Here is a 24505-nt window from a genome sequence, read left to right as displayed (position 1 = left end):
CTCTAGCAAGCAGCTTATGCAATATGAAATTGAGATTGCTTCACGAGACAGTGAGATTGCTTCACGTAAACACCATCACTCCGAAGAAGTACAGCAAGTTCGCAATGACGGTGAACGCAGATATGTGCGGTTAACAACAGTCTCAATCACACATTATTATTTAATGCAAATCACCACAAATGCCCAATCGGAGCGTCACTGCGAACGCTTACGCCTTAGCTTCAGCGTTGGCGCAGAAGCAGACCATGCGATAGCAATGGGCTGTAACGAAGCAGTCTCTAGCAAGCAGCTTATGCAATATGAAATTGAGACTGCTTAACGAGACAGTGAGATTGCTTCACGTAAACACCATCACTCCGAGGAAGTGCAGCAGGTTCGCAATGACCCAAATCAAAAAAGCCGTGAGCTATAAGCCCACGGCAAATCCTTAAATGTTAAACCCTAAACCAACTTCAATACCCTGTATAAATAAATGGTGCCCAGAAGTACGGGTGGGTTTGATCTCCGTATTCACCTGTAATGAAATTACGTTTTACTTCGGCCAAAGCGGCTGTGGTGGCCATTTTTTGATTGAACATTCTGCGATAAAGCTCTACACTTAAATACATGGTACCTATATCACTTACACTCCATAAAGAAGTAAGACTACTGTTTACACCCGCATTGAATAAGGCCTGATTCAAGCCTTTGATCCCATCCCCTGGCGACTCTACTCCTAGCGCAGTTTGGCAGGCACTGAGCATTACAAAATCAACAGGCAAATTCAGTTTTTCTAATTCACCCACCACGAGCATTCCGTCCTCTCCATTTACTGGGGTTGGTTTTACCGTCATGGCAATGGAACTTAAATCAAAAACATAAGGGTGTACGCTGGCATGACTCGACAGGTGCACAGCCTTGAACCTGCCTAATTCATTCGCCTTACTCATGCGTTTCAGCTCCTGCTCAGTCATCATATCGTCTAAGCGGGTTTCTCCATTTGGAATAAGGTCGTTAATCACCATTACCTCTTTTCTTCCTCCCTGCAAATATGCCATAGGCTCCTCTCCTTGAAAAGTGGCAAAAGCATAATCTAGCGGTTGGTTTTTTTGCAAATCTTCGCGCACACGGTATCGTAGTTTTTCCAAATCGCCCAATGAGTTTAAAGGTGCCTTAGCAGCGGTGTAGTTAGCGTAAGTTGCGCCACCAAAGCCCAATACGCTTTTCTCATAGCTCTTTTTCGGTTGACTTCTCAAAGTAGCAAGTAATGCAGCATTTGGAATGTAACCAATTTCAAAGCGTTCCGCCAAATAGCGTCCGTTAATGTCGATTAGCGCATCGAAAGGAATAGTACTGATTAAGCCTTCTGGGCTGATGGTGAGCTTGGTAATGCCTTGCAGTTTTTCTTCCAAACCATCGATAAACGTAATGTGGAAGCGTTTCAATAAGTCAGGCATTTTCTCTTTCTGGAAGAACACATACTGGCCATCCACCACTTTGGCTTCCATATGCTTGCGTAAATACTGGGTCATTAGTTTAAATTCGCCCGGTGCAAACATATTGGGTTTGCGGGTTTTCTCGCCCGTTAAATAATCTAGGTTCGGACTTCTAAACTCTTGTTGTGCCAGTTCCTTCTCTAAAACAATCAGTTCGGGGTCACTCTCTAATAAATCCACAAACGCACCAGCCGATCTGTTGTATCGGGTATACACTTCATTCTTGGTCACCAAACACATTAAGTAGGTGCCTTCGTAAGTGGTGCCTTTAGAGACATCGATAAAAGAAAGGTAGGCTTCTTTTCCCCCCAGAATAGCCTGAAGTTCCTTTAAACTGAGTTGTTTCTTCTCACTCCTTTTATCATTCAAAAGTGAATAAGATCGGTTGGATTCAATCATGTCATAGATTTTATCGAACTGCTTGGTTTCGTAATAGGTAGAAGCCAAAAATCCGTTGATACGCTGGAATTTATCGAGGTAACCACGTTGCGCCAAAGGATCTAACTTTTCCAAAGCAGCAATTTCTTCTGCTCTGGCCTTTTCAAACTGCACAACTGCTTCGGCATATTGTTTAGCGTCCATCAAGCGAACACCATCATTATAAGGATCGCCTGTAAGTTCCGCGCCTCCTTCTCCTCCGAGAATATTGGCCGTGGTAGAAATCCCGTTTTTCGCAAAATTGACATAGTCGTATTTGTCGACCCCTGGAATTTTAAGGAAACTTTCGGCACGCTGAACGATGGCCTTACCCTTTTCCACTTCCTTATTGAAAGCATAGGCTCTTAAGATTACATAATAAGCCTCGGCCAAATACTCTGGCGATTTTAGCTTCGGTAACATATTCACATAGGCATCGGCCATTCCCGAAGCGTCTGCAAGCTTTCGCTGCTCGGTAAGCGACATAGTAAGGTAAAAGTAAATTTTGGCCAGTACTGCGTTAGAAGGAATGTTGCCTTTCAAGTCGGTCAGCATTAGGTTGCTGGCAGACTCAACTTTATCCCAACGCTTTAAAGATGCTTGAAGACTAGCTAACTTTACATATGCACGGTAGCGCGAAGCAATACTATAGTTGGCCTGATCGAAAACGATCTTTTCTAAATGCGGTTCTAACTTTTGCCCGAAAGTAAAATTCACTTTTTCGGCCATACTGGCAATACTCACAAATGCATCTGCATATAATGACCTGGAAATCAATCCCTCTTTCACTGCAGCTTCAGCAGCTATCCAATCGGCCAAGGTTTTATCCGCAATTTCATTCTTCGCTATACCCTCGTAACTCGCCCCAAGACTAGAAGCCAAATTTTCGAAAGTAGCTTTGGCCCTTGCCACACTTTCTTGGCTAAAGTTTGTTAGTGCAGCCCTGGCCCTTTGCACCGAATTGGTTAATTGAGGATAATTTGAAAGGGAGTTTACATAAGCACTTAGGTTTTCGTAATTCCTTTGCATGGTCGTAGCGTCCGCCCCCATCGCTTGCATATTCCTTAAAAATCGTTCTGCCTCTATTGGCTGATCTGCAAAAACAGCGTAAATAAACCCGTAATAGCTATTGGCAATATCGTAGCTGTTATAAGCCACCGACCATTGGGCCAAATAGACTGCATTGGTGGGCTTACTATTATCATAAAGGGCTGTAGAAGCCAAAATAAAGGCTTGAGAGTTTTCAGGGTAAACCTCTAACAGATCGATTGCAGCATTGAGTTTAGCACTGATATTTTTTGACTGCTTGGCTTGTTGAAAGGCCGCGTAACTAGGGTGAGCTTCTATCTGTGCAGGCGGAACACTTACCTGAGCATTAGCCAATTGGCAAAATAAAATAAGGGCGATGGATGTGAAATATCTTTTCATAGTGAGTGAATTTTAAGCTTTGTAAATAACGCGAGACCTTAGAATGACTTTAATTGAGCACCGTCCATGTAGGTTGCCGCCTCGTGCTTGTTGTCCGTATTTCTTTTCAATAAATTTCCGTGCTTCAGGCCGTTCTTCATTTGAACGATTTCCGCGGTTTGGTCGAAATACCAAGTCATTTGAACTCCATTTACTATCCCTTCGCTGTATTCCGCAAAAATGATTTTACTTTCAGACATTAGAAATTGCATGGTCATTCCATCCATTTTCCCGTTTTTCCAAGTGCTATACACCGCATCATTTCCGTTGATTGAAACTCCTTTTCCGTTAGCGCAATTTCCCATAACACAAGGTGCGGTGCCAGTTGTTGGTAAAGGGCTATTACTCACGTGAACATCGTTTTTATAGTCTTTAAACTCATAACCCGCCTTAGTTCTGACCACGTGCAGTCCCTCCTTCTTCCCTTCTATATATTGACCAAAGGCATACAGGTTTCCATCACTTTCATAACTGAAGAACCCGTGCCTTTTTCCATCTTTAAAAGTGCCCCAAAACTTACCAAAATCACCTGTCTGATTAGCGATACCATTGAGTTTTCCGTTTTCGTAGAAACCTACCTGATAGCCATAATCTTTGCCATCGGCTCCTAAAAGCTTGGAAAATGAATAACCATTCTGGCAGTCGCCTTTCACACACTCAGTACTGTTTTGAGCGAAAAGGTTAAAGTGAATGAAAGCAATTATAATTGTGAGCTGTATTCTTTTCATGGTGAACCTTACGTTGTTTGTTGGATTCAACAAAGCTATTCAGCTACACAGGCAGGTTCAATAGGGCAATTGACGTAAAATGTCAGATGATTTGGAAATCAATTAACGGAAACAGGCTTGACTGTAATCTGTTAATTCCTAGAAAGTGATTAAAGGAATACGTGTATTTTGGGGGATCTAATTAATAAGTTTGTAGTTCAGCAAAAAGCAATTCAAGTTCTGACCTCGTTTTTTTGAGTTTCACAGAAAGTTTTTCCATCATACTTTCTTTTTGTCCATCCTCAAATTCGAAGTCTGCATCGCTTAGCACAGAAAATCTACTTTTAAGCATTACTCTTTGCTCTCTCCAACTTCTTGTTATTTGCATTTGATAGGTTCTCAGTGAATATTTAAAGCTAGCCACATTGTGGTTGTGGAACACTACCTATGTACTATTAGTTTAAAAGTTATTTTAAGAGGCTCTGAGTTATTTAAAATACTACTTTTTCATAATGAGTAACAGTGAAATTTTGGAGAATCAATACTCTAGAAAAACTAGTTGTTATGACTAACTTTAATGAGCCTCCTATCAGCTCCGAAGTTTAGGAGGAGCCAATGACCTTATACACCTTTGGGCATAAAAAAAGAGTCACATTTCTGCGACTGTCTCGTCCTGATTTAAGTTGACAGTTATTAATTAATTGTGTCAACCTATTTCAGGACGTGACCACTCTTTTGAGCCTCCTATCGGCCCCGAAACTTCGGGGGAACCAATGACACTAAAATAAAAAAGGACAAGCTTAACGCTTGTCCTTTTTGAGCCTCCTATCGGGATCGAACCAATGACCTACTGATTACAAGTCAGTTGCTCTACCAGCTGAGCTAAGGAGGCAATACTCTTTTTTTCGGTACTCAAACACTAGTAAACTAGCGATTTCTAAGGAGGTTCCGAGATGCTTTTCGTTCAAAGCGAGTGCAAATATAGGCCTCTGTTTTTATAATGCAAAAGTGAAACTGAAATTTTTCAAAATTAATTTCAGAGGCCAAAATTACATGCTGCGCACCATTCTCAATTGCTTCTTCAGATGGTCCATTTCTTCTTTTGCCTTCTCTATTTTTTCATCAAATTCTGCCTTCAATTTATCGGCAGTTTTAGAATTGGCAAAGAATGAAAGGTTGTTATTCCAAAGTGCGATGTTATTTTCAATCTCTTGAATTTGTCTACGCAAATCTCCTTCTTTCTTGTTCAGTTTTCGATCGGCATTCGGGCCATTTTGCAAGCCACCCAGCTCAACCTTAATCATCAACTGCTCTTCTTCCTGCCCTTCTACATCAAGTCCTTTCACGTACTTAGCAAGTGCCTCAGAATATTTTTGTTCAATAGACTTCATAGCACCTCTCGGCACAAAGCCTATGGCTTGCCATTGGGCTAAGAATTCATCCATTTCTTTTTCGGAGCCTGTACCTTTAGCCGCTGCATCTAAAATAGACTGAATAATAGCTTCCTTTTTCTTTAGGTTCTCTGCATACTCAGCATCTGCTTTACTTAGGTTTGCTCTTCTGTTATTAAAGAAAGCATCGCAAGCCGCTTTAAATCTCTCGTAAATTGAGTTTCTTACCTTTTCCGGAACTGGCCCAATATCTCTCCATTGTTGTTGAAGCGCCTTTAACTTATTGGCAGTTGAATCCCAATCAGTGCTTTCTTGCAACTCAATAGCCTTCTGTATCAAAGCTTCTTTCTTCTCTAAGTTTTCTTGGCGCATGCCTTCCAACTTCTTAAAGAAATCATTTTTGTTACTGAAGAATTTTTTAAAGTCTGTCCAGAAAAGCTTGTTCACTTCTTTGGCGTGCTCTCGTGGCAAACCACCAATAGCATCCCATTTTTTCTGTAAAGCCAGAATTTCTTTGGTCTTGGCATTCCATTTATTAATACGGTCTGAATCAAACTCTGTAAAGGTTTTCAACTCAGCTGCCAACACTTTCTTCTTCTCTAGGTTCTCATTTAGCTCCCCTTTCAGGCTGTCTAAATATTCTTTACGCTTATGGTAAACCTTGTCAGAAGCAGCTTTAAAACGCTGCCAAAGTTCTTCTTGCACCTCTTTTGGTACAGGGCCAATGTTTTTGTACTCCTCATGAAATTCGTTCAATTGAATGATCGCTTCCTTAAGGTTATCCATTTGATCAAGCGCTTCAGCTTTTACACAAAGCTCAGTCTTGGCCTCTTGGTTTTTCTTTCTATCTAATTCTTTAAGTTCAAAAAGGATATGACGGTTATTGTAGAACCTGTCAATAAGCGCATTGTAATTGGCCCAAAGTGTGCGGTTATGCTGATTTGGTACCTGCCCTATTTTTTTCCATTCTTCCTGAATTTCCTTAATTGGATTCAAGCTGGTAGTCGCTTCTTCGTCTACCAATTCTCGAAGTTTGTCTAAAAGCTCAGTCTTCTTTTGGTAATTTTTCTCTTTTGTGGCTTCGCGTTCCTTATAGTAGTTATGCTTTTTATCCTTGATTAGGCGCAAAGAAGCATCAAAGCGATTATATAATTTATCGTGGCGGTATTCAAAATCGGCCTCTTCACCACCATCAGCAATGAATTTATCTAGTGCTTCCTGACGAGCAGCATCTTCTGTTTCTTGAAACAATGGCTCAATTTGAGCAAGAATTGCGTCAATCTTTTTGAAGTTGGTTTCAGAAGTTAATTCTTCAATCACCTCGGCCAGCTGTTCTCTAGTATGATTCGAATAATCAATTATTTGATGATCTTCTTCATCATCATGGTCGTTATCTTCCTCCGCATCCACCTCATCAGATTCTTCCGAGGCCGATTCAGTGTCTTCAGATTCAACCTTTAGCGTGGAAACTTCCTCTACATTTTCGGTTGGAGTTACTTCAGTGTCAGCAGACACTTCTTCCTTAGCTTCAACGACAGGTTGTTCTTCAACCTTAGTTTCTTCTTGAGGAACATCAACCTCAGGTTTAACTTCAGTGGCTGATGCGGCAGCACCTTCCTCTACTGTTTCAGAAACTGCTTCCGTTTGAGGGGTTTCTAAATTTTCGGTATTCTTATCAGTTTTCGAATTTTCGATATTCTGATCACCTGTCTGCATACTCTTTTCTTCACTCATAAATTCTAATCGACCTCAGGGTCGCTCCGTAACAAACCAAAGTTAACAAAACTATTAATTCAAACGCGGGTCTGCGGGGTAATTTGAGAACACTTTATACTTTCCGCCCATTTCTTTCAGAATAGACTTCCAAAGTTCGTCTTCATTCAGATCAAAAATTTGGCGGGCAGTAGCTTTTGGCTTCACAAACCAAGATTGGCTGTCCAACTCTTTTCTCAGTTGTCCTTCTGACCACCCCGAATAGCCCAGAAAAAACTTAATCTCATTTTCAGCAACCTCTCCATTAGAGATCATCGCTTTTATTTGCTCGTAATTACCCGACCAGTACAAGCCCTCTCCTATTTCTATCGCTCCTTCAACTGGGGTTTGAATTCTGTGAATATAATGCAGCGTGTTTTGTTCTACCGGCCCACCAAGGTTCAGCCGGCCATTAAAACCGTTTAGATCAAAACTTTCGTTCATTACTTCATCCAAAAGCAAGTCTGTCATTTTATTGACCACCAAGCCAAAGGTACCTTCTTCTCCGTTTTCACACACCAAAATTACCGTGCGGTCAAAGTTGGGGTCATGCAAAAAAGGTTCGGAAATCAGAAGGTCTCCGTTTTGTGGGTCGGGAATATTTTTATCGTATTCTAATCTCATTGCTGTGAGTTTTGAATTTATAGAACGAATTTTGGAATGCCTAATTTAGAAAACAAAGATTCGTCATTAGGCTGTTATATTTGTAAGAACAGAAGCTTTTTTCTATGACTAACATTGCTGATTTAAGACAGGAATATACCAAAGCCAGTTTGGATTTAGACACCGTTGCCCCGTCACCGTTTACCCAATTCAGAAAATGGTTTGATGAAGCAATCAAAAGTGAGGTTTTAGAACCTAACGCCTTTGTATTGAGCACTGTGGCCGAGGGCGGTAAACCGTTTCAGCGAACAGTTTTAATGAAAGCTTTAGACGATACTGGGGTTGTTTTTTACACCAATTACAAAAGTAGAAAGGCCCAGCAGATTGATGCGAACCCTCAAGTTTCGATTCTTTTCCCATGGTATGCGCTCGAAAGACAAGTGGCTATTACGGGAAGAATTGAAAAAGTTACTAAAATGGAATCTTTGGCTTATTTCACTTCACGCCCGCATGGCAGCCAGTTAGGTGCTTGGGTTTCTCACCAAAGTCAGGTGATTAAGTCGAGAAGTATTTTAGAAATGAAGCTTCAGGAAATGAAAGCCAAATTTATGGAGGGGAAAATACCTTTACCTGATTTTTGGGGTGGCTACCGTATTGTTCCAGAAACTTTCGAGTTTTGGCAAGGACGCCAAAGCAGACTTCATGATAGAATTATGTACCAGAAATTAGAGAATGAAGACTGGTCTACTTTTAGAATGGCGCCTTGATTACCCTTTATTAAGTAAAATGAGTTATATGGCTTTTCTATTCATTCTCATCCTTTCAATACCTATTTACATGGTATGTCAGTGGTCTTTAAGAAGATTAAAGCTTGGAAACGATAAAAATAGGAAGTACATAGCCGTATTACCAACGATAGTGCTTAGCCCACTTATTTATGTAGTAATTATAACGCTTTGGGTATTTTCCATTTCCTATTATTCAACAATAGATTTCAATCAAGAAATTTGGCAATCAAATACAGAAGAGCGTTTTAAGATGTCGAAAAACATTATCGAAAGCGAAATGCTCGTTGGTAAAACGAAAGAAGAGGTCATTACCATTCTAGGCGATAAATACTATTTGAATAATGAAGACAGCCTTGCCTATGGGTTAGGAGTTCTTCCAGGTTTACTCAATATTGATCCTAGTTTTCTCTTTATTGAATTTGAGAATGGAATCGTCAAAAAAGTCTACCAATATGAGGGCTGATTCCAATTGAGTACAGAACTCCATTCCCTTTGATTCAATGTCCGTGAACTCTAAACCGAGTTACAATCAAACAAGAATACTTGATCGTAAATAATCTTACCCTCAACGATTTTTATTCCAAAGTTTCTACTCATCTTTATTTTAAAGATTATCACCGCTATGTAGTAGCGCATTTATTGGGGAGGTTTCCTGGATTAATCAATTTACTCTTAACCTAATGATTATGAACCGAAACATCCTTTATGTATGCTGCATCCTCCTGCTCTCTTTTAGCGGGGTATCAAAAGCGCAATCAAGCAGCTATCCTCAAATCCAAAAGCTTTTAAATCAAACCAAAGGTCAGCGGCTTATAAAAGACATGTTTGAAAATGAGAGTTTAGTAAGTCAATCCATCACCGTCAACTCTTTTACTATTGTAAAAAAAGACAAAGATTTAGGCCAATTAGAAACCCGATACTATGATGTGCCGTGGGAAGATAAATTTCGCGTTGGATGCGCTGATGTGAAGCACAACAAAAAGTTAATCGAATGTGATTTCTATTTTGAAAAGGACTTTAAATACACATTAAAGTGGCTCAATGATAATGACGAAGCCACGGAGCATAAGACATCTATCATTAGTGTTTACTTGATAAAAAAAGACAAGAACAGAGATGAGTTCTTTGATCAAATCAGGCCGTTTCGGTCAAATTAATAGTATTTCATTGAGTAATGAGGGTGTTTTAGTAGTTCCTAAAGCAAGTCAAAAACGTCTCCCACTCCTGTCATTCGCTCCACATTGAAGCCTTCACCGTATTGCACTCCAATTTCATGACCATAATGGATGGCCCTGGCTTCTACCATCTTCATAAATTCGGGAGAAGAAATGTAGGTATTAGCTTCGTTGCTATTCGGATCGAAGAATTGTGAAGCAAAGGCCCTGATTGAAGCAATCTTCTTTTCCCAAACTTCTGAAACATCGACTACAAAATCTGGTTGTGTCGGAATGCTTTGAATATAGTGATATACCACTTTTGGGCGCCACGCAGCCTGTTCTACACCATCTATTTCTGTTTTAATATTCTTCAAACCAGAAAGAAAACAAGCTTCTTTAGATAATTGAGACGCTCTTCCGTGATCTGAATGTCTATCATCAAAAGCATTGGCCAAAACGATTTCTGGTTGATACTTCCTGATCATTTTAATCACTTCTAGCTGGTGTTCTTCATCATTTTTAAAGAAACCATCGCGAAAGCCTAAATTTTCTCTTGCACTCAAACCTAAAATCTCAGCCGATTTATTTGCCTCTTGTTGCCTTATTTCCGGTGTACCACGTGTTCCCAATTCACCTCTGGTAAAATCTACAATGCCTGCTTTTTTACCGTTAAGAATTGCTTTAAGTAATGTGCCAGAACATGAAAGTTCAACATCATCAGGGTGGGCAGCGAGGGCAAGAATATCTAACTTCATAATCTTTAAAATAATAAGAGGGATTGACCAAACTCAAACCCTCTTTATCAATTCATTTTTATCCTTTTGCCTCTTCCAGCTCTTCTTCTTTCGCAGTCAAGAATCGCTCCGCATCTAAAGCTCCCATACAACCAGTACCAGCAGCAGTTACAGCTTGACGATACACTCTGTCCGCAGCATCGCCAGTAGCGAATACACCTTCAATATTGGTTTTAGAAGTTCCAGGAATCACTTTCAAGTAACCTGTTTCGTCCATATCAAGGAAGCCTTTAAAAATATCGGTGTTTGGCTTATGACCAATGGCCACAAAGAAACCTTTGATATCAATCTCTTTCTTTTCTCCAGTTTGGTTATTTACTACCCTTACACCTGTTACACCAGTATCATCGCCCAAAACTTCTTCTGCTTCGGTATTCCAGTGTACTTCAATGTTTTTAGTATTCAATACACGCTTCTGCATGATTTTAGACGCTCTCATTTCGTCTCTTCTTACAAAAAGGTGCACTTTCGGGCAAATATTGGCCAAGTAAGTAGCTTCTTCGGCAGCAGTATCACCCGCTCCAACAACAGCTACATCCATTCCTTTGTAGAAAAACCCATCGCATACTGCGCAGGCAGACACGCCTTTATTGGCATAAGTTTTTTCTGATTCTAAGCCTAAGTATTTTGCAGTAGCACCTGTAGCTATAATTACAGCATCAGCAGTTATCAAATGTTTGCCTTCATCGATCCAAACTTTATGAGGGTAGCCAGAAAAATCAACTTTTGTAGCTAAACCATAACGGACATCGGTATTGAATCTTTCTGCCTGTTTTTGAAAATCGATCATCATTTGAGGGCCATTCACTCCTTCTGGGTAACCAGGATAATTCTCCACATCGTTTGTAGTGGTAAGTTGGCCGCCCGGTTCGCCACCCGTGTATAAAACTGGGTTTAAACCTGCTCTAGAAGCATAAATGGCTGCAGTATAACCTGCAGGACCCGAACCAATGATTAATACTTTTACTTTTTCTTCAGTCATTTTTTTGTTGCTTGATTTTCAAAACTAAACGATTAACAGCACTTGGGCAATCCTTGTTCCCTAGTCCAAATAAAAAAGGTCTCCTTCTCAAGAGACCTTTAAAATAATGTATGTTCTACTTAACCCAAATAAGGTTTCAAAGCTTTGCTTCGTGACGTATGTCTTAATCTTCTGATTGCTTTTTCTTTGATCTGACGAACTCTTTCTCTAGTTAAATTGAATTTCTCACCAATTTCCTCAAGGGTCATTGAGTGCTCACCATTCAAACCAAAGTATAAAGAAATAACATCAGCTTCTCTTTGAGTAAGTGTTGAAAGCGCTCTTTGAACTTCTCTTCTTAATGAATCATTCATCAAACCAGTATCTGGCTTTTCATCCATGTCATTCTCGAGAACGTCCAAAAGACTATTTTCTTCACCTTGAACAAATGGAGCATCCATTGATACGTGACGGCCAGAAATTTTCATGGTGTCAACGATTTCGTTGGTAGTTACCTCCAATACTTCCGCAAGCTCATCTGGAGATGGTTCACGTTCGAATTTTTGTTCTAACTCCGAAAAAGTTTTTGAGATTTTATTTAAAGAACCTACTCTGTTCAAAGGCAACCTTACAATTCTAGATTGTTCGGCAAGTGCCTGAAGAATAGATTGACGAATCCACCAAACGGCATAAGAAATAAACTTAAAACCTCTGGTTTCATCAAACCTCTGTGCTGCTTTAATCAAACCAAGGTTACCCTCGTTGATTAAATCGCCCAAAGAAAGGCCCTGGTTCTGATATTGTTTTGCTACCGAAACCACAAACCTTAGGTTTGCCTTAGTAAGCTTCTCCAACGCCAATTGATCTCCCTCACGAATTCTTTGAGCAAGTGTTACTTCCTCATCGGGAGTCAAAAGATCTACCTTACCGATTTCCTGTAAGTATTTATCTAGAGATTGAGACTCTCTATTCGTTATCTGCTTACTAATCTTAAGCTGTCTCATTCAATTAATTGTGATTTAAAACTGTGACAAGGAACTAAACATCACGGAATCTATGAAAAGTTCCTCTATTATTAACGCCTTTATTCTGCTTTAGTTAATTAATCTTTTGCAGGCTTTGGTAGAAGTGCCTTTCTAGACAATCTATACTTTCCTGTTTTCTTATCAACCTCTACAAGTTTAACGGTAATTTCTTCTCCTACTTCCATTAAACCGTCCATCTTCTCAACGCGTTCCCATTTAATTTCAGAAATATGAAGTAAACCATCTTTTCCTGGCATAAACTCAACAAAGGCACCAAAAGGCATGATTGATTTCACCTTACCTTCGTAAGTTTCACCCACCTCTGGAATAGCAACAATTGCCTTAATTCTAGCCAAAGCAGCATTCATAACTTCCTTGCTATCAGCAAAAACTGTTACCACACCGTTGTTAGCTTCTTCTTCAATAATAACGGTTGCTCCTGTTTCTTTTTGAATTTCTTGAACCACTTTACCGCCTGGCCCGATAATCGCTCCGATCTGGTCTTTTGCGATAATTACTTTCTCACTTCTAGGAACATGAGCTTTGTAGTCTTCTCTTGGTTCGCTTATGGTTTTCTTCATTTCGTTAAGAATATGAAGTCTACCTTCTCTTGCTTGGTTCAAGGCTTTCTCTAGTACTTCGTATGAAAGTCCATCTACTTTAATGTCCATTTGACAAGCAGTGATTCCCTTTTCAGTACCAGTTACCTTAAAGTCCATATCTCCTAAGTGATCTTCATCACCCAAAATATCAGAAAGAATAGCATATTTTCCTGTTTCAGCATCAGAGATCATACCCATAGCAATACCTGAAACCGGACCAGAAATCTTAACACCTGTATCCATTAATGACAATGAACCTGCACAAACAGTTGCCATTGAAGACGAACCATTTGATTCAAGAATATCTGATACTAAACGAATGGTGTAAGGATTCTTATCCGCAGGAGGTAATACTTTTTTCAATGCACGCATTGCAAGGTTACCGTGCCCTACTTCTCTTCTACCAGGACCTCTGTTTGGTCTTACTTCACCAGTTGAGAAACCAGGGAAGTTATAGTGTAGAATAAATTTGTTTGTACCGTGCTCTGTAGCACCATCAATCATTTGCTCATCTAACTTGGTACCTAATGTACAAGAAGTCAAAGATTGAGTTTCACCTCTGGTGAATACTGCGGAACCGTGAGCAGAAGGTAAATAATCTACCTCAGACCAAATTTGTCTGATTTCATTGAATTCTCTACCGTCAAGTCTTTTGCTCGAATCTAAAACGAAGTTTCTAGCAGCAGCCTTATGTATTTTTTTGAAGTATTGGCCAATCAAGAATGAATCATACTCATGATCTTCAGGAAGAGCGTCCACCCACTCTGTCTTGATTTCTTTTACATCATTACTTCTAATTGACTTATCAGCAGTTTGTTTTGCTACTGAAGCGTAAAGCTTGTCATAAAGCTCAGACTTCATTTTTTCGTAAAGCGCTTCATCATTGTTTTCATGAGAATATTCACGCTTTTCTGTTTTACCAGCTTCAACAGCTAATTCGATTTGAGCTTGGCATTGGATTTTAATGGCATCGTGAGCAATTTTCATTGCTTCAAGCATATCGGCTTCTGAGACTTCGCTCATTTCACCTTCTACCATCATAATATTATTGATATCGGCAGCTACGATAATCTCAAGCTCAGATGCTTCAGCAACTTCTTTGCTTGGGTTTAGCTTAAACTGACCTTCGTGTTTTACCACTCTAATTTCAGAAATAGGTCCGTTGAAAGGAATATCAGAAACAGATAGAGCAGCAGAAGCAGCAAGTGCAGCAAGTGCATCAGGCTGTACATCTTTATCATAAGAGATCATTGAGATCATTACCTGTGTGTCGGCATGGTAATCATCTGGAAAAAGAGGACGAAGCGCTCTATCTACCAAACGGCAAATCAATACTTCATGGTCTGATAATCTACCTTCTCTTTTCAAAAATCCTCCAGGAATTTTTCCTGCAGAAGCAAATTTTTCTTGATAGTCGACAGAGAGAGGAAGAAAGTCGACATTTTCTTTAGCATCTTGAGCAGATACTACTGTGGCGAGTAACATGGTGTCACCCATTCTTACTACAGCCGAACCATCGGCTTGTTTCGCTAGCTTACCCGTTTCAATCGTTATGATTTGACCATCAGGCATTTTGATGGTTTTAGTTATTACATTCAGCATAAAATATTTTTTGTGTAGTACAGCGCGGGGAGATCAAAAACAACCAGCAGTATGCGAATAAGTAAAGAAGGGAATCCACATTGAACTCCCTTCTTTAAATTACTTGTATTACTTACGTAAGTTCAATTCAGCAATGATTGCTCTATATCTCTCAATATCAACTTTGATAAGATAATCCAACAATCTTCTTCTTTTACCTACTAGTTTAAGTAGTCCAGTTCTTGAAGAGTGATCTTTTCTGTTGCTCTTCAAATGGTCTGTAAGGTGATTGATACGGTAGGTAAAAAGTGCAATTTGAGACTCAGGAGATCCTGTGTCATTTTTTGCCTTTAACCGACCATGATTCTCAAACAACTCAACTTTCTTTTCGCTTGATAAATACATGCTTAGCTAAAATTTGATAATTAAAATTTAAAAACAGCCGCAAAGATAATTTATATGCGACTAGTAAACAAGTTAGGCCGTTTTTAATTCCTTCTTCCTTGAGAAGAATTTCTTTGCTTTCTCTATCCATACCGCATAAAAATCGGCTTCGAATAAACGGGCATCTTTACTGGCTTGACGCAAAAAGAAAAAACCAAACGGCAAAAGAATAATATTAGACAACCACATGGCAAACAAGGGATCTACAACTCCCTGTTTACCCCATTTATCTCCGAGAGTATTTAAAGTATAATAGATTAAAAAGAAAACTACTGAGATGATAACTGGTAAGCCAAGGCCTCCTTTTTTAATAATAGCACCTATTGGGGCTCCAATTAAGAACATTACCAAACAGGCAAAAGACCTTGAAATTTGTTGCGTTCTAGTAACCCTAAACTTGTTCTTATCTCTCTGAACGGTTGCCAATGTGCTAATATTAGCATTGATAGTAGCATTACTCCCCCTCGCACTGTTGAGTGCTGTTGCATAGACATTCATTTTTTTTGCCCGAGTATTATAAAAAGCCTCAACTGCCATAATTACTTCATCATCTGACATTGCCCTTCCTTTAACTTCAGTTTTTTTCTCTACACTCGGGGGAGCAGGAGTTCTCATAAAGGCAACTTCTGGAAGATCATCCACTGGAATATCCCTTGAGTTCAAGTCTTCTACTTCCGACAAACCTGTGTCAACATCCACATTTTCAGCTACAACCTTTTTTCTCGCAGTTCGAAGAGAGTCATAAAAACTAAGTTCCTTTTCTATTTGACTTGGGGTTTCTACATCCCTGAGAATATGGTACGAAAACTTAGCTCCCACTTGCCTAAAAAGCGTTTTTTTACTCCTTAAGATGTCCAAACTCATAGAGTCAATTCCAACCTTCAAATCATCTCTTGTTTGCACCAGTCGACTTCTGCTAAAAGCATTCTGATCGGTTTCACCCATATCAAATGAGGAAAGATCGAACCTTATAATACTTTTTTCAAAGCGGTTTCTTACGAACTGGCCTCCATCAATTTTTTGGTCGTATTTATCATTACTCCCTTCATCATATTTGATTCCATTATAGAGTTCTAAGGCCAAGTACCTTTGATTCATAAAAGTGTACATGCGGCCAGAATCTGCCAAAATCACTTCCTTATTCCCTCTTTTACTCCGGTTTGTATGGTCATAAATAATGATATCGAGCAAGCGTTCATCATCAATTTTCTTGTTCACCTTAATACTGTAGCCTGGAATTCCATTATAAAAAACTCCTTCTCGTATGTCTAAAGCAGGTTTTTTAGAACGCATATCCCAAAGAAGGCTGTAAGTCTTAAGGTTGATTTTAGGAACAAGCTGGGTATTGAAATAATACGTAAAGCCGGTAAGGAAGAGTACAAAAACGAAAATGGATGCTAAAGATCTAACCAAAGATATCCCGGAACTCTTGACAGCTGTCAGCTCTGAGTGTTCTCCTAAATTACCAAAGGTCATAATAGCGCTAAGGAGCACAGCTAAAGGAAAAGCATCGGGCGAAGCAGATATTGAAAAATATGCGATGAGTTCTGCAAAAACAGAGAACTCTAAACCCTTACCCATGATCTTATCGAAATACTTGAGCAGAGTTACTAAGAGCAGAATAAAATCTACAACAATTAGAGTAAGTAAAAAGGGCCCAATGAACGAGCCAAACACCAATTTATCAATCTTCTTCATTCTTCGCGATCTCAGGCCTTGCTCACAAAGATCATGCCTTGCAGAACCAAAAGCAAATACCCAAACAAACCTACTGGGTTAGCCTCCAATAATCTCTTTCAAGTTATGGACAGTATTTTCCCAAAGGTCTTGCTGCTCTTCTGGATCGTCAATATCTGAATAATCAGTGATCTGAATAAATACAGACTGGGTTAATTCTCCAATCATCAGCCTTAGTTCTATATATGAAGGATCTTCTTCATCTTCTTCGGTTTCTGGAAGGAATTCGAATTTAACAAAGTGGTTTGTTTTTTGAGAGGCCTTAGTCGCTTTAAACTCTTCTCCATCCCACAAAAAGCTATAGACTTTATCTTCATTGATATTTACATCTTCAGCAAACCATTGTGCCAACCCGCTTGCCGTACTCAAATACGGAAAAAGTATCTTTTGAGAGGCATTCACTTCAAACTCTGTTACAAACTTATTCTTTGACATATTGAAAAACTTATTTCGATAATATAGAACTAATAAAGGAATACCACAAACTAAAAAGTCGACAAAGGAAATTAAGTAGGTTGAGCATTAATTTACCTCACTTTTGGGTTGTTAAATCACTCGTTTTTTAGCACTCTAAAACCTTTGAATAAAGTTGCGTAAAATTCTTCAATTCCTATTGCATTTTCTTTACTCTAATTCGTATGTTTGCACTCCGATTTTGAAGGCGAGGTAGCTCAGTTGGTTAGAGCGCAGGATTCATAACCCTGAGGTCACGGGTTCAACTCCCGTCCTCGCTACAGAAAAGCCCAGTTCATTTATGAGCTGGGCTTTATTTTTTATCCAAACTTAATAAGTGTCATGAGGTTGAATTCCCATTAAAGATTGGACAATAAAAAACCCCAGCCTAGGCCGGGGTCTTCCACTCTATATATCTTACGGAGTTTAACTTACTTTACTTTCTCTACTACTGCTTTGAAAGCTTCTGGATGATTCATAGCTAAATCAGCTAAAACCTTACGGTTAAGTTCAATGCCTGATTTACCAATAGCTCCCATCAACTGAGAGTATGACATCCCGTGCAATCTTGCACCTGCATTGATTCTTTGAATCCAAAGTTTTCTAAACTCTCTTTTCTTTGCTTTTCTATCTCTGTATGCAAACTGAAGACCTTTCTCTATCTGGTTCTTCGCTACTGTCCATACATTCTTTTTTCTACCAAAATAGCCCTTGGCCATTTTGAGTATTCTTTTCCTTTTTGCTCTTGACGCTACCGCGTTTACTGATCTTGGCATAATTTTAATTTTTTTGACCTTTGGCGCCTCATTTTACTGAGTACTTAAAACCAAACATCTGGTGAAACAATAACCTTAATGGGTCTTAAATGTTGAGCATTGCTTTAACGTTATTCTCATCCGACTTATGAACAAGTCCTGTGCCGGTAAGATTACGTTTTTGCTTCGTTTCTTTCTTGGTTAGGATATGGCTTTTGAAAGCATGCTTTCTTTTGATCTTGCCAGACCCTGTCAATTTGAAACGCTTTTTAGCTCCTGATTTAGTTTTTGCTTTAGGCATTTTAAATTTATTTAATAAATACTGGTTCTACTTTTTTATGGCCTTAGGAGTAAGGTAAAGAAACATTCTTTTTCCTTCCAATTTAGGCAGCTGCTCAACCTTTGCGTATTCTTCTAAGGCTTGGGCAAACTTCAATAATAAAATCTCACCTCTTTCCTTATACACAATAGTTCTTCCTCTAAAATGAACATAGGCCTTAACCTTTGAACCGTCTTTTAGAAACCCTATAGCATGGTTAAGCTTAAAGTTGAAATCATGATCATCCGTATTCGGACCGAATCTGATTTCTTTAATCACAGTTTTAGAAGCCTTGGCCTTTATTTCCTTTTGCTTCTTCTTCTGATCATACTTAAACTTAGAGTAGTCAACAATCTTACAAACAGGCGGGTCTGCCTTGGGAGAAATCTCTACCAGATCAAGTCCTTGATCTCTAGCCATTTGAAGTGCTTTATCTATATCATAGACGTCTACTTCAACGTTCTCGCCAACTACCCGCACCTTAGGTGCAAGAATCTTAAGATTGACTTTGTATGGCTCTTCTACCCTGCCTCTCGGGGGGTATTTTCTCCTCATTTTTGCGATGTTAACCTCCTTCTTTTGTTAAAATGACTGCAAATATCGGTATAATTTTCTAATAATCAATACTCCGATATTAAGCAGGTAAAATTATTGAATATTTAGCGACTTGGCTTTCTCTTTGGCAAAATAATCAATAAATGATTCTATGCTCATAGTACCTACGTCACCTTGACCATGCCTTCTCACGGCCACTTCGTTGTTATCTCTTTCCTTTTCGCCAACGATAAGCATCAAAGGTATCTTTTTCACTTCAGCATCACGGATTTTTCTTCCAATCTTTTCATCTCTGTGATCAACAAAACCTGTAATATCTTCCGACTGAAGCCTATTGTATAATTCTTGAGCATAATCGGCATACTTTTCAGAAATAGGAAGAATTGCTACTTGATCTGGTGTTAACCAAAGTGGAAACTCTCCTGCACAATGCTCGATCAATACCGCTACAAATCTTTCTAGCGAACCAAAAGGCGCTCTGTGAATCATCACCGGCCTATGCTTTTGGTTATCTGAGCCAGTGTATTCTAATTCAAAACGCTCAGGAAGGTTGTAATCTACCTGAATTGTTCCTAATTGCCACTTTCTACCTAGCGCATCTTTCACCATAAAATCAAGCTTAGGGCCATAAAATGCGGCTTCACCTAATTCGGTTACGGTATTAAGATTTTTCTCTGCAGCTGCTTCAATAATGGCCGACTCTGCCTTATGCCAAGCTTCATCGCTACCAATATATTTTTGCTTATTTTCTGGATCTCTTAAAGAGATTTGAGCCGTAAAGTTCTCGAAACCAAGTGATTCAAAAACATAAAGCACTAAATCAATTACCTTAATAAACTCTTCTTTTACCTGATCTTCGGTACAGAAAATATGAGCATCATCTTGAGTAAAACCTCTTACACGAGTTAAACCATGTAACTCTCCACTTTGTTCGTACCTATAAACAGTACCAAATTCGGCTAAGCGAACTGGCAGCTCCTTATATGAGCGTGGTTTTGATTTATATATTTCGCAATGATGAGGACAGTTCATTGGTTTTAACAAGAACTCCTCGCCTTCGTTAGGCGTTTTTATAGGCTGAAATGAATCAGCTCCGTATTTCTCATAATGACCGGAAGTCACGTATAAGTTTTTATGACCGATATGAGGAGTAACCACAGGATCGTAGCCAGCTTTTACTTGTGCCTTACGCATAAAAGTTTCTAGTCTTTCGCGAAGCTTAGCTCCTTTAGGTAACCAAAGCGGAAGCCCTAATCCTACTTTTTGTGAAAAAGTAAAGAGCTCCAATTCCTGACCTAGTTTTCTGTGATCACGTTTTTTTGCTTCCTCCAGCATATGAAGGTATTCAGTCAATTCCTTTTGTTTAGGAAAAGTAATTCCATACAAACGTGTGAGTTGCTTGTTGTTTTCGTCACCTCGCCAGTAAGCTCCGGCAATACTCAACACCTTAGCAGCCTTTATAAAACCAGTGTTTGGAATATGAGGCCCACGACATAAATCAGTAAAATTACCTTGTTGGTAGAATGTAATTGAACCGTCTTCTAAACCTTCCAAAAGGTCTAGCTTATATTCGTCATCCTTTTCCTTGAAGTAAGCAATTGCATCTGCTTTACTTACTTCTGATCTTTTGTATTCATTTTTCTGACGGGCCAACTCTAACATTTTGGCCTCAATTTTTTCTAAATGAGAATGGTCAAACTCTTGATCTTCACCAAAATCAACATCGTAATAAAAACCATTTTCAATTGATGGACCAATTCCGAACTTAATACCAGGATAAAGAGCTTCTAGCGCTTCTGCCATTAAGTGAGCAGATGAATGCCAAAAAGTTGCCTTTCCTTCATCATTATTCCACGTTAATAGTTTTACATCCGAATCGGATTCTATAGGTCTATTGGCATCTCTTACCTCGCCATTCACTTCGGCTGCCAATACATTTCTGGCCAAACCTTCACTAATACTTAAGGCTACGTCCATTGCTGAACTTCCTTTGGCAAATTCTTTTACAGTTCCGTCTGGAAGGGTGATCTTTATACTTTCTGCACTCATAATTAATTTCACCAAATGCTACAAACCATTTGGATTTGATTCATGATTCTTTCGAATCGCAAATATGCAATATTATTTAGGTTAATCCTTTGGGCAAAGCCTCAAATCTCAATCAATTCTTAGTAAAGAATTTATGAAGAGCTTGTTTAAAGTGAAAGATTAAAACTCACCTTTATTTGCCTTTTCTTAATATCTGGATTATCAAGATAGGTAAGGCGCTGGAAAAAATCGACTCTAAAAAATTTAAAGATATTTTCCACCCCTACTCCCACCTCTGAATACGGCTTATTCGGATCTAGGCTCAAGAAATCAACCGTGGGCTGCGCGGCCAAAGTACTCTCACTGATGTCACCATACAGCACATTTCCGCTGGCCACCAACCTCCACTTTAGCTTTTTCAAAAGCGGGATTCTATTTAAAATAAAGCCTTCGAAGAAATGCTGATAACGCATGGAAACATATTGCTGACTTACAAATTCGTAGAAATTCATGGTATTGAAAGCAAAACTGGCATAAACCGGTTGCTCATTACCAATATGAGCCGTTAACAAAGGATACGGAACGTCTTCAAAAACCTTACTGGCCGTAATTTGATAATGCGAAATACCCCAAAAACCCATTTTCAGCCGTTGAGAAATTCCGACATCGAGTTTATTATAATCAAAATCACCACCTAAAGGGCCTTTAAAGCCATGCGTGTACCCCAAAATAAAAGTTGGCCAACGTACAGTTCCCAAACTAATTCTACTGTTATCGTTTATGATGAAGGTTTCGTCTTTAGCATATTTGAACTTTAAAGTAGCTTCAGTGCTGGTAAACTCGGTTCCAGTTGGCGAGGTAATATCCGAAGGCTCGGTATAATAGCTAAAGCCATTATACAGCGGAGTGAAGTCTTGGTTTTTTAACCTTAAACTGAAAGAGAAAGGCTTAGACAATTGACTGGTCAAATCCACCTGAAAAGTTTCATAGGCAAATGGGCGAATAAGATTCCCCAGCTGGCTTAATGCCACAAAAGCATTTGCATCATCAAAGTCTGTTATTCCATCTGGTTGCAAGCCTAGCTGGTCGATATCCTTTCTATAGTTGGCCGAAATGGTCGTCCATTTTTTTCTGGAAATAAAATGAGTTGCTCCTAAACCATATTTAAAATTTTTATCCTTGAAACCATAAGCCAAATATCCATTGAGTTGCCATTTTAAGCTGAAATGTTCATTTGTTCTTCCGCCAATGCGGGTTCTAAACCCTTCTACATCGTTTGAAGAAACCAACACTGGCCAAGGCCCTAAGTCTAATTGTCCCACTTCTACATAACCTCTAGCAAATGTTTTGAGCAACTCTGTCCAAGTTTTTACAATGGGAATTTGCTTCAAGGAGTCGATCATTGCAATTACACTGATCTCGGTTGTCGTCAGGGAGTCGTGTCTATTTTCTATCCAAAACTGTTCATCAGAAATTCGCGCATCTTCTTCTAATTCAATTGTTCGTTCAAAAAACTTATTGGGTTTAGGTTCTGTAAGCGCAAGGTTTTTATTTGAAGAATAGAACTTAGCCAAAAAACCAGCTGATTTCTTTGTGATTTCTGATACATCAATCAAAATTCTTGACTTTACAGGAAGCCAAGCTCCGCCTTCCATTCGCTCAAGCTCCTGTTGTATCTTGATTTTTTCTATAAAATTCAGGTTGGCTGTAGGTTGCATAGTCGCGTCCATTCGCTTCAAACCAAAATCTGCTTTGGCAATCCACATGGTGCCTATAAAGGCCAATTCCTGATCATTTTTTGGCTTGAAATCAAGCACGTAGCAGAACTCACCCTCTAAACTCACGCTATCGGTTAGATCATAATCATAGATCAATCGCCAGCCATCTCCTATTGGTGAGGCGAACTCTTTTTCCACGATGTTCATTCGGTTTTGGTAGAAATTATATTCCTGAAATGATGAACCTATTACTTGAGAAATCAGTGAACCGTCTTCGATTCCGATTCCGGTGATTTTAGTTTTAATGATTTGTTCTTTCTGTAGCCTAGGGTTAGACCTGAAATAGAATTTTGAAAGTGATTCTGAAATAAAAAGCGGCAGAATTGGCTTGCCATCTTCGCCAGCAATAATGTCGATACTATCGAGTACTGAAGTCACTTTTTGCATGTACTTCTTCTTTCTGAACTCTTCTGTAATATTATCTACATCGATTTCAATCTTGTTATACGACTCGTATTCGTATGCCTCAAGTCTTCTTTTGTCATTCTTATTTTTGTTATCTATTACGCTGCGCATAATCTCAAAGGCAGGGTTTTCGGCCTTATCGGACAGCACTACGAAATCAGCCAAACTGGTGGCCTTTGGTTGCAACTGAACATTGATTACTTGCGTAACCCCTTTCTCGTAGAGTTTCTTTCGGGTTTCGTAACCCACATAAGAGAAAAGGACAGTATCTGATTCGGCTTCCCCTTTAAGTTCATAGTTACCGTCAAAATCGGTAGCCATTCCTATCTGGGTTCCCTGAATAACCACAGTAGCATAGGGTACTGGGTCACCAGTTTCGGCATCGGTTACTTTACCTCGAATAATGGTTTGCTGCGCAAAGACCAAACTTGTGGTAAAGCAGAGCAGCAGTGTAAAAATATGTTTTGATTTCAAACTCTTGAGTTTCTGAGGTTATTAGTGCTTAACGCTGGTTGGCTTAAAAAGTATACTGACCTATTCATATTCTGTCGTCAACCATTATTATTAATAGAATGTTCCTTCATATAGTTTTTTATATGGAGATCTGACCTCTTCACAATGCGTTGGTACCATTCGAATTTAAGGTCTTCTTTTTCTTTTTCTGTCAAATGCCATTGCACATCGCTTTCGCGAAGTCTTCTGACCAAATCTTGTAAAACCATAGCCACACTTACCGACATATTAAATGACTCTGTGAAGCCGTACATGGGAATGTGAACCAGTTCATCTACTTCATTTTTTGTATTGTCTGAAATACCTTCCAATTCAGTCCCGAAAATGATGGCGGTTTTTTCAGTAATATCTAACTCATGTATAGATGTAGAATTCTGGTCTGGGGTTGTACCAACTAGCCTATATTTTTTTTCTCTTAAATCGTTTAAGCAGTTCGAGCTACTTTGTTCTCCCCTGTCGTATTTGTGCAATGTAACCCAATTGGATGCGCCACGCACAATATTTGGGTTGACGTGGTAGTCGTGAAGTTTCTGACTGATATGTAAATCTTGTACTCCAAAGCAATCGCAAGTTCTTAAAACTGCACTGGCATTGTGCGAATGATAGACATCTTCTAACACCACGGTTAAATGCCTTGTACGTTCAGAAAGCACCTTATTAATAAGGTTGACCTTATTCTCGGTAACGAATTCTTCAAGAATTTTTATAAGTTCTGCCTGCAAAACACTTATTGAATTAGATCGCAAAAGTAATGAAAAACAAAAGCTACCAGCGTTTTACTGATAGCTTTTAATTTCA

At 39.2% G+C, this 24505-nt stretch carries 22 protein-coding genes and 2 tRNA genes; 5 read left to right on the top strand and 19 right to left on the bottom strand.

What is annotated here, in order from left to right; all coding sequences use genetic code 11:
* The first annotated feature begins 16 nt into the window (after nt 1–16).
* On the top strand, nt 17–319 hold the full coding sequence (locus MB14_RS18960; protein ID WP_132644003.1) for a hypothetical protein: 303 nt from the start codon (nt 17–19) through the stop codon (nt 317–319).
* A gap of 133 nt (nt 320–452) precedes the next feature.
* On the opposite strand, the gene MB14_RS11640 is transcribed toward MB14_RS18960, so the two are convergent.
* The 6 genes from MB14_RS11640 to MB14_RS11615 all read right to left on the bottom strand — a co-directional run bounded on the left by MB14_RS11640 (nt 453) and on the right by MB14_RS11615 (nt 7833).
* Nucleotides 453–3320, bottom strand: a complete 2868-nt coding sequence (locus MB14_RS11640) for a CHAT domain-containing protein (protein WP_062591762.1) — start codon at nt 3318–3320, stop codon at nt 453–455.
* Between the two features lie 38 nt (nt 3321–3358).
* Nucleotides 3359–4087: a toxin-antitoxin system YwqK family antitoxin gene (locus MB14_RS11635; protein WP_062591760.1), complete on the bottom strand. Its 729-nt coding sequence runs from the start codon at nt 4085–4087 to the stop codon at nt 3359–3361.
* A gap of 181 nt (nt 4088–4268) precedes the next feature.
* Complete coding sequence (locus MB14_RS11630; protein WP_062591758.1) at nt 4269–4454, bottom strand: hypothetical protein; 186 nt, start codon at nt 4452–4454, stop codon at nt 4269–4271.
* 431 nt (nt 4455–4885) lie between these two features.
* A tRNA-Thr gene (locus MB14_RS11625) sits at nt 4886–4958 on the bottom strand.
* Between the two features lie 157 nt (nt 4959–5115).
* Nucleotides 5116–7191 carry a DUF349 domain-containing protein gene (locus tag MB14_RS11620; protein WP_246032582.1) on the bottom strand — a complete coding sequence of 692 codons (2076 nt, stop codon included), beginning with the start codon at nt 7189–7191 and terminating at the stop codon, nt 5116–5118.
* A 54-nt stretch (nt 7192–7245) separates the two neighbouring features.
* Nucleotides 7246–7833: a YqgE/AlgH family protein gene (locus MB14_RS11615; protein WP_053224437.1), complete on the bottom strand. Its 588-nt coding sequence runs from the start codon at nt 7831–7833 to the stop codon at nt 7246–7248.
* A gap of 104 nt (nt 7834–7937) precedes the next feature.
* On the opposite strand from MB14_RS11615, the gene pdxH reads away from it, so the two are divergent.
* From pdxH to MB14_RS11600, 3 genes are all read left to right on the top strand, one after another.
* The gene (gene pdxH / locus MB14_RS11610) at nt 7938–8579 is read left to right on the top strand and encodes a pyridoxamine 5'-phosphate oxidase (RefSeq protein WP_062591756.1); all 642 of its coding nucleotides are present in this window, start codon (nt 7938–7940) and stop codon (nt 8577–8579) included.
* A 28-nt stretch (nt 8580–8607) separates the two neighbouring features.
* Complete coding sequence (locus MB14_RS11605) at nt 8608–9063, top strand: hypothetical protein (RefSeq protein WP_089082177.1); 456 nt, start codon at nt 8608–8610, stop codon at nt 9061–9063.
* A gap of 223 nt (nt 9064–9286) precedes the next feature.
* The gene (locus MB14_RS11600) at nt 9287–9757 is read left to right on the top strand and encodes a hypothetical protein (RefSeq protein WP_132644004.1); all 471 of its coding nucleotides are present in this window, start codon (nt 9287–9289) and stop codon (nt 9755–9757) included.
* 38 nt (nt 9758–9795) lie between these two features.
* On the opposite strand, the gene bshB1 is transcribed toward MB14_RS11600, so the two are convergent.
* The 7 genes from bshB1 to MB14_RS11565 all read right to left on the bottom strand — a co-directional run bounded on the left by bshB1 (nt 9796) and on the right by MB14_RS11565 (nt 17336).
* Nucleotides 9796–10512 carry a bacillithiol biosynthesis deacetylase BshB1 gene (gene bshB1, locus MB14_RS11595; protein WP_062591750.1) on the bottom strand — a complete coding sequence of 239 codons (717 nt, stop codon included), beginning with the start codon at nt 10510–10512 and terminating at the stop codon, nt 9796–9798.
* 58 nt (nt 10513–10570) lie between these two features.
* The gene (trxB, locus tag MB14_RS11590) at nt 10571–11533 is read right to left on the bottom strand and encodes a thioredoxin-disulfide reductase (protein WP_062591748.1); all 963 of its coding nucleotides are present in this window, start codon (nt 11531–11533) and stop codon (nt 10571–10573) included.
* A gap of 119 nt (nt 11534–11652) precedes the next feature.
* Nucleotides 11653–12516, bottom strand: a complete 864-nt coding sequence (locus tag MB14_RS11585) for a sigma-70 family RNA polymerase sigma factor (RefSeq protein WP_053224442.1) — start codon at nt 12514–12516, stop codon at nt 11653–11655.
* Between the two features lie 98 nt (nt 12517–12614).
* Nucleotides 12615–14741 (bottom strand): polyribonucleotide nucleotidyltransferase, encoded by a 2127-nt coding sequence (pnp, locus tag MB14_RS11580; RefSeq protein ID WP_062591746.1) that lies wholly within the window; start codon nt 14739–14741, stop codon nt 12615–12617.
* A 108-nt stretch (nt 14742–14849) separates the two neighbouring features.
* A complete protein-coding gene (rpsO, locus tag MB14_RS11575; RefSeq protein WP_062591744.1) occupies nt 14850–15125 on the bottom strand; it encodes a 30S ribosomal protein S15 in 276 nt (91 codons plus the stop codon).
* A gap of 72 nt (nt 15126–15197) precedes the next feature.
* Nucleotides 15198–16862, bottom strand: a complete 1665-nt coding sequence (locus tag MB14_RS11570) for an LptF/LptG family permease (protein ID WP_062591742.1) — start codon at nt 16860–16862, stop codon at nt 15198–15200.
* A gap of 78 nt (nt 16863–16940) precedes the next feature.
* Nucleotides 16941–17336, bottom strand: coding sequence for an START-like domain-containing protein (locus MB14_RS11565; protein WP_062591740.1), 396 nt, complete (start codon nt 17334–17336; stop codon nt 16941–16943).
* Between the two features lie 225 nt (nt 17337–17561).
* On the opposite strand from MB14_RS11565, the gene MB14_RS11560 reads away from it, so the two are divergent.
* Nucleotides 17562–17635, top strand: a tRNA-Met gene (locus MB14_RS11560).
* Nucleotides 17636–17785: 150 nt separating this feature from the next.
* On the opposite strand, the gene rplT is transcribed toward MB14_RS11560, so the two are convergent.
* The 6 genes from rplT to MB14_RS11530 all read right to left on the bottom strand — a co-directional run bounded on the left by rplT (nt 17786) and on the right by MB14_RS11530 (nt 24429).
* A complete protein-coding gene (gene rplT / locus MB14_RS11555) occupies nt 17786–18130 on the bottom strand; it encodes a 50S ribosomal protein L20 (RefSeq protein WP_053224447.1) in 345 nt (114 codons plus the stop codon).
* 85 nt (nt 18131–18215) lie between these two features.
* A complete protein-coding gene (gene rpmI, locus MB14_RS11550) occupies nt 18216–18410 on the bottom strand; it encodes a 50S ribosomal protein L35 (protein ID WP_053224448.1) in 195 nt (64 codons plus the stop codon).
* 27 nt (nt 18411–18437) lie between these two features.
* Entirely contained in the window at nt 18438–18983 is a 546-nt protein-coding gene (infC, locus tag MB14_RS11545) for a translation initiation factor IF-3 (protein WP_053224449.1), read from the bottom strand.
* Nucleotides 18984–19076: 93 nt separating this feature from the next.
* Nucleotides 19077–21032: a threonine--tRNA ligase gene (gene thrS / locus MB14_RS11540; protein ID WP_062591738.1), complete on the bottom strand. Its 1956-nt coding sequence runs from the start codon at nt 21030–21032 to the stop codon at nt 19077–19079.
* Between the two features lie 146 nt (nt 21033–21178).
* Nucleotides 21179–23668, bottom strand: coding sequence for a DUF5686 and carboxypeptidase-like regulatory domain-containing protein (locus MB14_RS11535; protein ID WP_062591736.1), 2490 nt, complete (start codon nt 23666–23668; stop codon nt 21179–21181).
* 77 nt (nt 23669–23745) lie between these two features.
* The gene (locus MB14_RS11530; protein ID WP_246032583.1) at nt 23746–24429 is read right to left on the bottom strand and encodes a TrmH family RNA methyltransferase; all 684 of its coding nucleotides are present in this window, start codon (nt 24427–24429) and stop codon (nt 23746–23748) included.
* Nucleotides 24430–24505: the final 76 nt, after the last annotated feature.

Source organism: Roseivirga ehrenbergii, assembly GCF_001593005.1.
In the GTDB taxonomy this organism is placed as follows: domain Bacteria; phylum Bacteroidota; class Bacteroidia; order Cytophagales; family Cyclobacteriaceae; genus Roseivirga; species Roseivirga ehrenbergii.
This window is presented reverse-complemented; position numbering and strand designations above follow the sequence as displayed.